The following is a 14,536-nucleotide window of genomic DNA, read 5'->3' on the forward strand; positions in this document are numbered from 1 at the left end:
GTCACAATCGTCGTCAATTCCATTCCAACAAACTTCTGTTGCGCCTGGATTAACTGCTGGATTGTTGTCGTTGCAATCGCCGCTTAATGCTGCATAACCTGATGGTTGAGTACAATCTGTTAAAGTAACGTCTGTTTTTCCATATCCGTCACCATCTGTATCTTGATACCAAGTTTGGTTTGGAACAACATTAACAGTAGTTTGAGCTGTTGTAGTACATGTACCATTAGTTGCTGTAACACTGAATGTTTCTGTAGATGCTAATGCAGTAGTTGCAGTAGTTGCAGAATTAGCATTAACAACGTTAGATGAAGACCAAGAGTAAGTAATTGGTGCTGGTGGAGTAAATGTGTAAGTCAAACCTGAAACAAAGGCTTGGGCTGGACTTGCACTTGTAAATCTCACTAAACTAGAATTTGAAGTACTAGCTAATGGAGAACTCCAACTTTCTGAGCCTGTACCTACACTGATATTTTTGAAATCAGTAGCAGAAGTACGGATACCAACTTGAGGTTGGTATAAAGTACCTGATCCTGGACCTGAATTCAATCTGTAAACAAATGAAACTATTCCAGTAACTCTATTTAATCTCACTTGGAAATCAAAGTTTTCAGTTTGTAAATACCTTTGGAATTGTGTCCATTGGAATACAATTTCATCACCTACAGTTTGCCATCTCATGTCAGTAGCTACGGTAGTATTAGCTCTATCTAAGTCAGCATTGAACGGACAAAGAGCAATTCCTGAACCCGTAGTTGTACTAATTGCAGTATACGAAGTAGTACTAGGTGCTGAACCTCCTAAAGTAAGTAATCCATTAGAAGTCATATATGCCGTAGTATAACTTACTCCATTTAAAGTAAACGAAGGAATAGTCAATGCACCTGATGTAAACGAATCTAAAGTAAGTGATCCATCTCTAACTACTGTACCACCTGTAATAGGAGTATAAGTTCCGTTAGATGAGTTGAATGAGTAATTAGCTACACCTAAAATTGGATTAGCAGTAGCTGTTAAGTTAGTACTTGCTCCTGCACAGATGCTTGTAGCACTTGCTGATGCAATAACATTCTGAGGCTTAGCAGTTACATTAACTAAAGCAGTTGTAGTATTAACACATCCATTAGCATCCGTTCCAGTTACAACATATGATGTAGAACTTGAAGGAGATGCATTTACTGTATTTCCAGTAGTAGCTGATAAACCTGTTGAAGGCGACCAAGCAAAAGTAGATGCACCACTAGCTGTTAAAGCAACTGCAGTTCCACCTGGAGAACAATAAGTAGAAGTTGAAGGTGTTACAACAATAGTTGGCAAATTATTTACTGTTAAAGTAACCTGATCACTTGTTGTTGAAAGTGAAGTACATGTAGTAATTACAACATCATAAGTTCCAGCACTTAAAGCAGTAACTCCTGTTAAAGTTAAAGTAGCCGAAGTTGCACCAGCAATTCCAGTACCGTTAACTAAGTTTTCACCGTCTTTTCTCCACTGATAAGTCAAAGCAGATGTTGTAGAAGATGCTACGGTAAATGAAGCATTTTGACCAATACATCTTGCTACACTTTCTGGCTGAGCCGAAATAACTGGTCCTTCTGTTTGAACATTAACCGCTAATGGAGCAGCTGTTGCTGAACACCCTTGACTAGAAGTTACAGTTAAATTATAACTAGTAGTTACAGTAGGTGCTACCACTGGTGAAGCTACTGTAGAAGTAAATCCAGCTGGTGTTGATGTCCAAGCATAAGTATACGTTGGAGGAACGGAAGGCGTAAATCTATAAATTTGACCCGTAGCTGGTTTAACTTCAATATTATTGGTTGAAGTTGTTGTACTAACAGTTGGACTAGCTGAACTATTACTCAAAGAAATGAAATTAGTAGATGCTGTACCCATTAAACCAATTGAAGCTCCATTATAACCTGGGTTGTATGGTGCAGCTTCTTGTCTATAAACGTATTCAATAATATTGGTAGTTTCATACAATTTAACTTGGAAAGAAATAACTGGGCTAGTTAATGTAAAATTATATGCCCATCTCATATTAAGCCATTCTACAGTTAAAACTCGATTTGGAGCCGTACCACTTAACTGATAAGTAATTCCAGTTGTACAAACTAAATCATCCCACAATGGTGCCAATCCTGGTCTTGAAGTACTCGTTGTCGTAGCTAAATTATTGTCACCATTATTTGATCCAGATGCACCAAAAACCAATTGACCATTAGATCCAACTCTAAAGTTAGTATAATTGGTTCCTCCAAAGTTAAAAGTAAACCCTGAACCTGGCGTAATAGTAGCTGACATTGTATCATCTGCAGTTGCAGAAATTCCTGAACTAGTTCCTCCAACTAATGGAGTAAATGTTCCCGTGTCTGCTGTAAAGGCATATCTTCTAGTATTTGCGCCTGTAGTAATATTATAAAAAGTTCCACTGCTTGGTGTTACAACACTAGACAAGGTTGCATTACTACCTGGACATTGAATTCCAGACGCATTAGATGAAGTAACTGAGAAAGACTCTCCAACTCCTATTGACTGTACTGCCGTATTGGTACAACCAAATGCATCTGTTCCTTGAACAGTATAAATAGTTGTAGCCGAAGGAGTAACTGAAATAGAAGCATCAGAGCTAGTAAACCCAGCTGGCGATGAAGTCCATGAATAGGATGCTGCACCCGAAGCTGTTAAAGTTACCGCTGAGCCTGGAGTACAATATGAATTTGCCGATGCTGCAATTGTAACTGCTGGTTGGTTTACAACCAAAGTTGCAACACTTGTCTCAACATCTGGACATTTATCAACTCCTGAGCCTAAACCAGCAACAAATGCTTTGTAATAATAACTACCTACTGAAGTTGATGCAGTAGTTGATACAACTAATGAAGTTGTTCCTTGACCACTGTAAGTAACATTCGCAGGTGTTCCATTAGTTACCGGTGCGTAAGTTCCTGAAGCAGATGTAGCATAACGCCACTCTATAGCTCCAAACGAACCTTGAGGTGTAAATGTAAATGTAGTAGCATTAGTAGTTCTACATACATTAACAGCTGCTGTGTTAACATCTGGACTAAAAGTAACTGGTTGATTAACAGTTAACGTTGCAATATTACTGTCAAGGAAAAAGTCTAATTGACATTTAAATTGATAGCCATTATTTGTTGTTGTTATACCAGATACGTTCAAAGTTTTTGGGTCTGAATCATTTGCACCTGCAAAAGTTAAACCTGTAACCGAATCAAAACCATCAACAATATCGGTAAATGAAACTCCATTATCTGTACTTACTTGCCATTGTACAAAACCTGGCTCATCACCAGTAGTTACAATTGTAAAAGATGCTGATGTTGCACTACATAGATTTACGTTTTGTGGTTGAGCTGAAAAACCTGTATTTAATACAGCCAATGTAGCTTCAATAGGAGTAAGTGTTGTACATGGAGCTTGTCCAGTAACTAAACATCTGTATTGATAACCGTCAAAAGACAATTCAATGTTTTGCACACTCAATGTTGCAGTAGTTGTGCCCGAATAATTACCTGTTGTTTCATCAACATAATCATCAGATAAGTCTATCCAACCTGAACCTGTATTAGCTTGCCATTGATATGACAATCCTGAACCAGTAGTATTTACAACAAAAGTTGTAGGCTGATCTGGTGAAACTGTTCTTGATGTAGTTCCTGAATTGATTACTCCAATTTCATTAACGGTAACTACAACTTGAATAGTTTTTTGACAAGCAGGAACTGAAGTATTACTGGTAGCTGTTACATTATAAGTAGTAGTAATTGTTGGATTAACGTTTACACTAGCACCTGTTAAAGTGGTTCCTCCTCCTACTGGAGTCCAAGAATAACTATTACTTTCAGAAGTAACAACCGTTAGGTTAGCTGTATCACCTTGACAAATAGTTGCAGGTGAAATGCTAAAATCTGGTAAAGCATTAACATTCACAGTAGCACTTCCTGGAGTAGAAGAACAAGTCCCTAATGTAGCAGCTGCTGAATAAGTTGTAGCAGCTGAAGGTTTTGCATATACTACTGTCGCCGAACTTCCTGATACATATTCTACAGTTGCAGCTGCATCAGTGTATAAAGTAGAAGATGGTGATGATGTCCAAGTAGTAGACGTAGAAACAGCATAATTAAATGTTATTGTTGGTCTATTGGTTGAAGTTGTTGCAGCAGTATTAGAACAAATTGAACCAGCAACAAAAGTTGTTGTTCCAGTTGATACTCCAGCTACAATATCAGCTCTTACTGTTGAAGTAGATGAAGCTGTTGGACTATCACTACAAACCGTAATTACAATATTGTCATTTCCATTCCAATTAAATGGCGTTGTAAATGTATGAGAATTATTTCCTGCAACTGTAGAATAAGCAACAGGTCCAAATACAACGGTTCCAACATTACTATCAAAAGTGGTTCCTAATGAAGTAGCTGTTGTATGAGCCACTGCAATTTGCAAGTTTGGTAAGTTAGATGGACCATTTGATGTTACAAAGAATGATAATCCATTTATGTTACCCGCACTTATACCCGCAGCATTTAATTCTGCTTTAGTGTAAAGATACTGTATTTTTTGTGCATTAGCTCCGCCTCTGTATGGTGAAGTATTAAACTCAGTAGTAGCTCCAGCACCAATAGTATAATTACTTGGAGCTGCTCCTCCTGCTGAAGTTAAAGTTACTATACTTCCATCACAAATAGTGCTTGCACTTGAAGTCACAGTTACTGGACTTGGCGTAATCAATACAGTTACTGGAACATTTACAGTATTAGTAGTACAACCATTTGCATCAACACCTACCACATTGTAAGTTGTTGAAGCCGTTGGAGAAACAGTAACTACTGCATCTGTAGAAGTAAATCCAGCAGGTGTAGATGTCCATGAATAGGTTGCAGCTCCACTAGCTGTGATAATTGCTGTACCGCCTATACAGAAACTTGAGTTATCAGCCAAAGCACTCAAAGTTGCTGGGGTTAGTGTATTAACTGTTACAACATTTGAATATTCTGGCGAACCTGCAGCACAAGTTACTTTTAATCTAAAATAAGTAGTTGCAGTTAAACTTCCTGTAGAAATTGAAGAATATGTATTACTAGCAGACCCTAAATTAGTTGGTGCAGTAAATGCAGAGTCAACAGATCTTTCCCATTGATAAATCAATCCTCCTCCAGTTGAATAACCAGTTGATGAAAGAGTAGCAGCATTTCCAGGACAAACTGATGATATAGAAGTAATAGCCGTTCCCGCATTTGCTGAAGAACAACCAACGTCAACTAAAATATCATCAACATATAAGTTAAACTCATCTGCATCTGAATAAGCATTAAAACCAAAATAATAAATACCAGAAGTTGCAGGTGTAAAATTAATTGAAGCAGAATTTGCTGTTCCAGTATTGATTGATGGATAATCAGCCAAAACCGTAGTCATACCCATAGCAGCCGGAGAACTACCATAAGCCACTTTTAATTTTTCAACAAAAGTTGTACTATTATTTCCATATTTATAAGAAATGTTATAATTCGTACCTGCTACTAAATTTATTCCTTGTGTATAAAACCATGCATTTGCAGCACTTAATGAATTATAAGCATATTGTAAAACTTTAGAATTAAATCCGTTAGCATTAACTGTGCTAGTTGCCCAGTTGTTACCACTGCCCGCATTCTGAATACTTGTACAATCAGGTAATGCAGGAACTGTTACTGACTCAAAATTCTGAGAGTAAGGAACGCCTACTGTTACACAGTTTGTTCTAAAATTAGTACCTGCCCAAGCAGTTTGTTCTGTACTACAATTCGATCTAACCCAAAAGTAATATAGAGTATTACTTGTCAAAGAGGTTAAATTCACTGTAGCCGAAGTAACATTTCCTGTAGGAATTGTTGCTCCATCTGGTGCTGTAGCCGTTGTTGCCAAATAATAGTCATAACCAGCACTTGGAACAGTTATAGATGCCCAGTTTACAGTTGCTGTAACATCAGTAATTGATGACGCAACTACAGACGTAGGAACTGTACATGTTGGTGGTGATACTACTTGAAAAGTAAAGTCTTTATATTCACCTCTTGTAACTACTGCACATGGATTTGATGGGGCTGTATTATTAAAATCCGTAACCACTCTCATTCTGTAGTTCCCATTAGCAGTTCCAGAAGGAATAGCGAAACTTCCAGTAGTAGAAGTTACATAACCTGTAGTAACAAACATTCTTTCGGTAGTTTCAAAAGTAAGATTGTTGTTCCAATCTACCCAAACTGCAAATCCACAAGTTGGTCCACCTGCGGTCATTGATAAATTAGTTGAACCACCTATAAAGTTAGAAACAGTATTAGTTGCTGACAAATCTAAATAACCACCAGTTGCTCCTGAAGCTGCACTATGGGTTATATTGTTTGAACCTCCTGTAGTATTGAAAACACTAATCCAAGAAGCTTGTCCTGTTGTTGAAACTACACAATATCCTGTATAAAAATTTGTAGCCAATGTCCAAGGACTTTGTGAAGCACCACAATTGGATCTAACGTATGCAGAATAAGTTGTATTAGCTGTCAATCCTGTTATATTAGCCGTAGTAACTCCCGTAGCAACTGAACCACTCGTAATTAAACCAGTTGCTCCAGAACCCGCAGCACCAGATGTTCTAATCTCATAGTCATATCCATTTGATGGCGCAGGTGATGGCGCTGTCCAAGATATAGTTACAGAACTAGAAGTCAAATTACTAGTTGTTAATGCACTTGCTTCTAAACAATTTGGAAGTGCTTCCACTATAAAATCATCAATACCTAAGTCATATGAACTAAATCCAGCTGATGTAGCACCTCTAAATATTACGTAAACAGTATTTGATGTATTAAAAGAAGAAGGTATATTCAATAAATATTGATACCAACCCGTTGAAGGAACTGTTGGTGCTATTGAAGTACGAGAAAATAAATCCAAAATTTTTGTTGCACCAGTTAATGAATTTGTGGTGTTAACATAAACCTCATATTTATCATTTGCCTCTGCTGATGCATGTCTATGTAATCTAACATTAATTCTCGCTCCTGTTGGTAAAGTAGTTAAATCTAAAGGAGGAGATGTTGCAAGAGCTACAGAACTGTTAAAGTCTTTTTCTAAAAAAGATGTTCCTGCAAAAGGACCGGTGATATCACCTGAACTTCCTGTAATTCTTGCCCAAGTAGCACTTCCTGAAACAACATTAGTTTGCCAACAAGGAAGTGGACTTTCAAAAGTTTCCGTATATGGGAAGGAAGTAATTGAATTACATAAAGTGTTAAAGTTTGTAGCCGCTCTCCAACTGGTTACACCACCTACTCCACAATTTGAACGCACATAGAAGGAGTAGCTTGTTGCTGGTGTTAATGAAGAAAATGCTTGTGATAAGGAAGTAGTATTACCAGAAGTTACTAAACCAGTAGCTCCAGAACCTGCCGCTCCACTTGTTCTCAACTCATAATCATAACCTCCAGAAGGAACTGGAGATGGTGCCAACCAAGAAACGGTTGCTCCTGAAGTTGTAACACCAGATACAGTTGTCGATCCTGGTAAAACACATGATGGTGGTGTAAATGAAAAAGTTAATCCAGAAGCTGGTAAAACTGTAGACCTAAAAGTTATAGTACTTGAATTAGTAGAACCTGCAGAAGTAGAAGACCAAGATGTTGTACTCGTTCTATTATTAAAATCTGTATTTACTGAACCTCTCAAACCAACCTGAGGAGCTGATGAAGTTGTACTACCAAATGCATTTCCATAACTAATATCAACACTATTTGTGGTTTCATTTAAAATTACTTGGTAATTAATCGTTCCCAAAGTAACATTATATGGACGCATATACCTAAACTGTATAACCAGCTTTCTATTTGGAGCGGAATTTAATGTCTCAAAACGAATTTCTCCCGAACCAACATTCACTGTTCTACCAGTTCCTGCTGATGTTACATTTGCTGACAATGTTACTGTAGTACCTGTTATAGATACTACTGTAGCACCTGCTGGAATACCCGTTCCAGTAACCAAAGAACCAACAACAAATGGAGTAGTAGAACCTGTGGTTATTGTCAAAATTGGCGAACCCAAAGTCATTGAAGCTGTTGCCGCATAACCTCCATTACAATCTATACTGAATGGGGCAATTGCACCAGCCACAACATTAGTTGAGCCAATAACTCCATATGTACCTACTGTTGGAGCTGAACCAAAAGAAACAAAACCATTAGTGTTTACGTGGATGTTTGTTCCTGAAGCATAAGTAACGCCATTAAATGTAAAATCAAAAGGCAAAGCCACAAGATAATTAACGTCGTCTAATGCTCCTGCCGCTGTTCCTGTAGTTGCAGTTTGCGTAGCTAGAACTGTACCTCCAGTTATTTGAGTGTATGTCCCAGTGCTTTGAGAAAAAGCATATCCAGAAACCTGAGACCAGCCACTTTGACTTATCATCAACAGCAATAATGCCATTGTTGACAACCAAAATGACTTAAACCTCGAAGTCGTGGTTTCATGTGGCGAGCCAACATTTCCACTACTCCATTTTTTGAGCCAAGTCGTTTGACTTGAGTTCAAACAATTGTAGTTATTCATCATAAATTAAAAAATTGGGTTAAATAATAGGTTAAAGTATTAAAAAAATAATTTTGAAAATTATCGACATTATACAAACTCGTTGAAATACAAAAATTACCGCCAAAAGAACATTGTTTGAGACTTTTTTCTTATAAATATGTTTTTGTGTTTTTCAAATTCCTCACTATTTAACATAAATTTATAATTATATTTATTTTTATTTAACAATCCTTAATTCATATTTTGAAAATTAAAATAACAACTCTTTTTTTAAATTCATTTTATAGTTCTAGTTGAAAAAAACAAGATTCCTAATTATACAAAAAAAGTCCACCAATAATATTGATGGACTTCTTAAAATAACAACTTAGTTAATTATCGTTTTATTAATCGCATGGAATATAGTTTTTCATCCTGTGATAAAACAACAGTATAAACACCACTTAAATAACTCTCACCTATAGTAAGAGTATGAAATGAATCTGTTGAAACTGATTTCTCTTCAACCAATCTTGCTAATACATCATAAACCTTTATAGATATAGTGGACTGACTATTAGAAGTAAACTCTATTTTAAAATGGTTTGTAAAAGGATTAGGAAATGCTTTAGCTAAAATAGGCTTTTCAACAGTTCTCATAACATTAGTTGGAAAAGTAGAGATGTCACAACTTTTCCCTTCAGGACCAAATTCTCCGTTGATTTGAATAGAAACAGCCACACTGTAATTTCTATCTACTTCTACCCCAGCAAACATATTCAAAGAAAAATTTGGAACGTTTCTTATTATCGGAGTACCAACAGGTACCAAATCTTCACCTATTTGTTCATACAAAGTAATTCTATAAGAAGGAAACCCAGGATAAGGCACTATTGTAAATGATCGACTTAAATTAGTTGTAGAAACCCCACATTGACTAGGTGTAACCTCCGTAACAGGAAAGAAAGGAGTTCGAATTGTACACTCAGGACCAAAATCGGACCAAACTTCATTTCCTTTAGATAATACTTTGCAACGAACTGACACTGAATATTGAGTATCATAACTTAATACTATTCCTTGAAATGTGGACAAACCTGAAAAACGACTTGAACTTGGTAAAGTATAATTGTAAGTTGGATTTAATCCATTATCACTTGTTAATCGTATTCTAAATTCATATTGAATGGCTTGTTGCACTGGATTTGCAGAAATGGTTGCTCCAAGGCTAGTAACTTGAGTTCCACAGGTTGGCGAACTCAATCGAACCAATGGCAAACTTGGTGTAGATACAACACATTCTTCTCCGAATCCCGATTGAACAGGTAAACCAGAAATAACATCTATATATTCATATTGAACAGCCACACTATAACTTGTATTGTATTGTGGTGTAAAACCAATGAACGAATTCATACTTACAATTCTGTTTGAAGATTGGACCATATGATAAGTTGGATTTACAGTATCACTTGTCAATCTAATTCTAAAAGTATAAGAAATAGCTCCTAATGGAACCGTTGAGGAAATAGTTGACATTAAACCAGGAAGAGTAACACCACAATTAGCTGGAGCTAATTTAATCATTTGAACTACGGGACTCAACACTGTTATAGAATTACCAGCATATGGCACATTCTCTGAATTGATAACTGCCGATACTTTTACTTCATAACTGATGTTATTATTTCTAATTGCTAAAGGAATAGCTGCAAATCGACTTGGTGAAATAACCTCCTGAACAACTCCTGTGTGATTGTTTTTAAACGAAAAACGATAGGCAACGCTTCCACCTGAATAATTATATGGTACTGCCGCAACAGCCGTAGCAAAAGAATTTAACTGATGATTGTTTGCTGTTTGCATATTTACAACAATTGGAGCGCAACCTTCTGATAAATTTCCATCACAATTGTCATCTGTATTATTCCAACAAATTTCTGTGGCTGAAGGATTAACGGATGAATTAGTATCATTACAGTCTCCTGAAACCATAACATAACCTGTAGGCATTATTCCTGAACAGTTCGTTTCTGTTATTTCTGGATTACCAAATCCATCGCCATCAGCATCTTGATAATAAGTAACATTTTCTAAAACCGTAAAGGTTACAGCTGATCTACAACTTGCAAATTGATTATCCGCAGCATAAAATGTAGTTATTCCTGCCGTATTTGTATTTGGCAAACCTGAACCTGAAACTCCAACTGGATTAAAAGACTTACCCGTTCCCAAAATACTACCTCCTGATGATGATGCATACCAATTAATTGCTCCACCAGAATAAAGTAAAACTTGTCCGCCTGATGGTGGTGTTATTGACCATGAAAATGAACCAATATAATTACCTGAAGATGTAGCATAAGTCGTGGAAACTAATTTATAGGTTACACCAGCAGTCAAAACAACTGATGTTAAACTTGGTTCATCACTTGGCCCGCTATCATCATCTCCTTCTAACCAAGTTCCAGTAGCACAACTTCCTGCTGTAAAATCTTCCGTAACTATATAACCCATACCATCATACGAACCATTACTGCTCATGGTAAACGTATAAGCTCCTGTTTGACTTACTTGAAAATTTACAGCTGTAAAATTTCTTTGTATTGTCCAAAACGCACAAGTTGTATTGTTATCATCTCCACTGTAAGGTCGAGGAACTTGAAGTCCAGCCACCCAAGAACCATTTATAACATTTGCAGGTATAATATAACCTGATTGTGGGGCTGTTGAAACTAAGTTTCCAGAATTTCCTTGACAAACAGATACAGGAGTAAGTGTCGGAGGCTGATTGATAAGGAGGTTTTTAGTCGCTGTAGCAGTTCCACAGGATGCACTTGTAGCAGTCAAGGTAAGTGTAACAGAACCCGCAGTAATATCGGCGAGACTTGGCTCATAAGTACAAGTAGTCAATGAATTTGCATTAAGCAATGTACCTGTTCCATTTGATGTCCATAATATACTACTAGAATTGGTTACCGAAGAACCAGCTGTGATATTAACTGCTCCTGCATTTGAACAGATTGTTAAAGCATTACCTGCATTGGCAGTTGGAGAAACTACTGTAACTGTTGCATTACTGTCACCAAAACCAGTTGTCCGCATTGCTCCTGAAACCTCTGTTACACTAACCAAAGTATAATTTTGAGTAGTAGATGGATTCATAACAGTATTAAAAGGAACGCCCGAAGTTACGTTAGTGACTGTTCGATTAGAACCATCATTATAGACTACTGTAAACGGTCCTGTTCCTGGACTCATGGTTACTGTCAATTCACCATTTTCTCCGCTACAAATTGAATTTCCACTAAAATCAGAATTTTGAGGCACAACAAGAGATTGAATTTGAATATTGTCCATCGTTATGGAAGCAGTACTTGATGTAAAAGCAAACTTCATATCTTGTATACTATCACCACTTGACTCTACTTGTTAATCATTAAAAACTCTTGTAGTACCAACCCACAAATCAATTCTATCATTAGCTACAGTTTCCGTACTACCACTTGGAGATAAATAAGAAATGGTTGCACCTGAGTTATTCATAACCCAAGTAATAGCATGTGATGTTCCCGTACTAAAACTTGAACTCGTTGTGTTGTTAGACACATCGTTAAATCTAAAATTATTTGTTCCTCTAAAATCAATTCCCATTTGAGCATAAGTATCACCATCTGACTCTAACCCATTTGTACTAGAACTATAACCATTTCCTATTTGCCAGCGTGTAACATTTCCAACATTACCACTCGGAGTTCCCGACACTGTTAGGTTAAATTTATAAATAATAGCATTGATTGAAGGGCTAAAATTTGTACTTCGAGTAAAACTGGTTGTACCATTTCCTCTTGTAAATCGTAACGCACTACTAGTTATACTTGCAGTACTAGAGCCAGAAACAAGGATTGAATTAAACTGACCAATAGTTGGTGAACTATTTACATAACTCGAAAGCGTATTAGAACCATTAAAGTTCTGATTAAATAATTCTTGTCCCCAAGAACAATTTGTTAATGTAGCTAACATTAGTAATAATGTAATTTTTTTCATAATTCCTTTAGTTTAGTTAATAACCGAATTCAAATTGATAACAAAATATTAATTATCAACTGATTACAAAGTAACTACCATATAAAAAATCACCGAAACAAATCGGTTTATCTACCTATTTAAAACGATATTCTACACTACCACTGTTTTTAATCCGATAATAATGCAATTCGCCTAATTATCAGCACTTTATTTACTGTTCTAATATGCTGAATAACTTTAATTCTATGTGCTAATCCATTTAAACTTCAAAAAAAAACCGAAACAACATATTATTTAACTTGAGTTCGACATAAAACTATTGAAAAAGAATTAATTGTTTAGTATCTACAAAGTTGTTTTTTAAAGATGGTTTTTTCTCAGCAAAATTGTAAGCAATCAAAGCTGAAAATATGTTGTTGAAATAGTTAATTTGAGAACGATTTCTTGAATGTTCGAATTGAAATATATTTTTTAATTGGTCAAATATTGTTTCAATAATTGCTCTTTTTCTTAAGTAAAAAGCATCTTGAATTGGAGTTACAAGTTTGGCTTTCATATTCTTTCTTAACTTGGTAACAAGATCAATTCCATTGGCTAAGAGAAATTGAAAAAGTTCTTTAGACAAGTATCCTTTATCTCCAAATAACTTTCCATAAAGTTTATTAATAAACCCTTTCATTTTTAATGGATTTGTATCATGTACATTAGCTGGAGTAAGCATAAAATCTATAATTCCGCAGCAATCATTAGTTATAATATGAAGTTTGAAACCGAAGAACTAACCTAGTGAACATTGACCTCTTTGAGCTATCTCTTTAAATGTTTTATGTTGTCCAATTCTTCTTTTATCACATACTCGTAAAGGTGTTGAATCTACAAAACTAATGCCTGTGCAATCAGCCAACCCCCTATTTTTTAGATAAATCATCATTGGGATAAAAGAAGTCGTTTAAAGTTCTACCATTCTATTATAACTAACTAAATTAGGAAACTCATTGATTAAAAATTTAGACACATAATCAAGGTAAAAAGTTTGAAAATTTCTGTAACCAGAAATATGAAAAAGCACTTGAATTGTAATGATTTCCGATAGTGATAAATTGGATTTTCTGATGCGTTTTTTGCCATTAGAAATTAATTGATTCTCCCAGTTTGGAACAAAATCTTTACAAAAATCATCAATAGAACAAAAAATTTGAGTAATTTTATATTGCGAAAGCATAAGCAAAAATTTATTTAAAATATTAAAATTCAACACTTTAAATATACTAACTTTTGATTTTTTACCCAAATATTTTTATACTTTTATATCGAACTCACGTTAATTATAAATCGAAAGTCAAAGAAGTTGAGAGAGTATTTTTAGAAGAAGAAATTAAAAGTTTGATAGAGAAGAACTTCACAAATGAAAGGCTTTCATTAGTAAAGGATATTTTTTTGTTTAGTTGCTTTACCGGACTAGCGTATTTTGATGTAAAAAACTTAACTAAATCAAATATCAATATTGGAATTGATGGTGATGGATGGATTTTTACTCATAGACAAAAAACCGAAAGTGCATCTAAAATTCCAATTTTACCTGTTACTCAGATGATCTTGGATAAGTACTCAAATCATCCTCATTGCGTAAATAAAGACAAAAAACTACCCATCTTTTCAAATCAAAAGATGAATGCGTATCTTAAGGAAATTGCAGATTTATGTGATATTAATAAAGAACTGACCTTTCATATTTCCCGACATACGTTTGCTACAAATGTGACCCTAAATAACGGAGTGCCAATAGAAAGTATTAGTAAAATTTTAGGGCATAAAAATTTGAAAAAAACTCAACACTATGCTAAAATTTTGGATAGAAAAGTGAGTGAAGATATGATGTTAATAAGATATAAATATATCAATGAATTTTTAGATTCGAAAAATATTAATAAAT

4 protein-coding genes and 1 pseudogene are annotated in these 14,536 nt (G+C 35.4%); 1 reads left to right on the top strand and 4 read right to left on the bottom strand.

The genetic code is table 11. From position 1 onward, the window contains the following. The 4 genes and pseudogenes from IAI56_RS13700 to IAI56_RS13715 all read right to left on the bottom strand — a co-directional run. The coding region (locus tag IAI56_RS13700) for a GEVED domain-containing protein (RefSeq protein WP_187658405.1) at positions 1 to 8,613 on the bottom strand (8,613 nt) is incomplete at its 3' end. Between the two features lie 354 nt (positions 8,614 to 8,967). Next, the gene (locus IAI56_RS13705; protein ID WP_187658406.1) at positions 8,968 to 11,970 is read right to left on the bottom strand and encodes a MopE-related protein; all 3,003 of its coding nucleotides are present in this window, start codon (positions 11,968 to 11,970) and stop codon (positions 8,968 to 8,970) included. 33 nt (positions 11,971 to 12,003) lie between these two features. Then, complete coding sequence (locus tag IAI56_RS13710; protein WP_187658407.1) at positions 12,004 to 12,621, bottom strand: hypothetical protein; 618 nt, start codon at positions 12,619 to 12,621, stop codon at positions 12,004 to 12,006. A gap of 298 nt (positions 12,622 to 12,919) precedes the next feature. Beyond that, positions 12,920 to 13,825, bottom strand: a pseudogene (locus IAI56_RS13715) (IS982 family transposase). Between the two features lie 53 nt (positions 13,826 to 13,878). Between IAI56_RS13715 and IAI56_RS13720 the strand changes: the two are divergent. Next, positions 13,879 to 14,536, top strand: a 658-nt coding sequence (locus tag IAI56_RS13720) for a site-specific integrase (protein ID WP_187658408.1), incomplete at its 3' end; no start/stop codon positions are given.

Origin of the sequence: Flavobacterium macrobrachii, from assembly GCF_014486675.1 — a bacterium.
In the GTDB taxonomy this organism is placed as follows: Bacteria; Bacteroidota; Bacteroidia; order Flavobacteriales; family Flavobacteriaceae; genus Flavobacterium; species Flavobacterium macrobrachii.

Excerpts from the sequence above, each read along its gene's own strand:
- IAI56_RS13705 (WP_187658406.1), bottom strand. The coding sequence starts at position 11,970 with ATGAAGTTTGCTTTTACATCAAGTACTGCTTCCATAACGATGGACAAT.
- IAI56_RS13710 (WP_187658407.1), bottom strand. The coding sequence starts at position 12,621 with ATGAAAAAAATTACATTATTACTAATGTTAGCTACATTAACAAATTGT.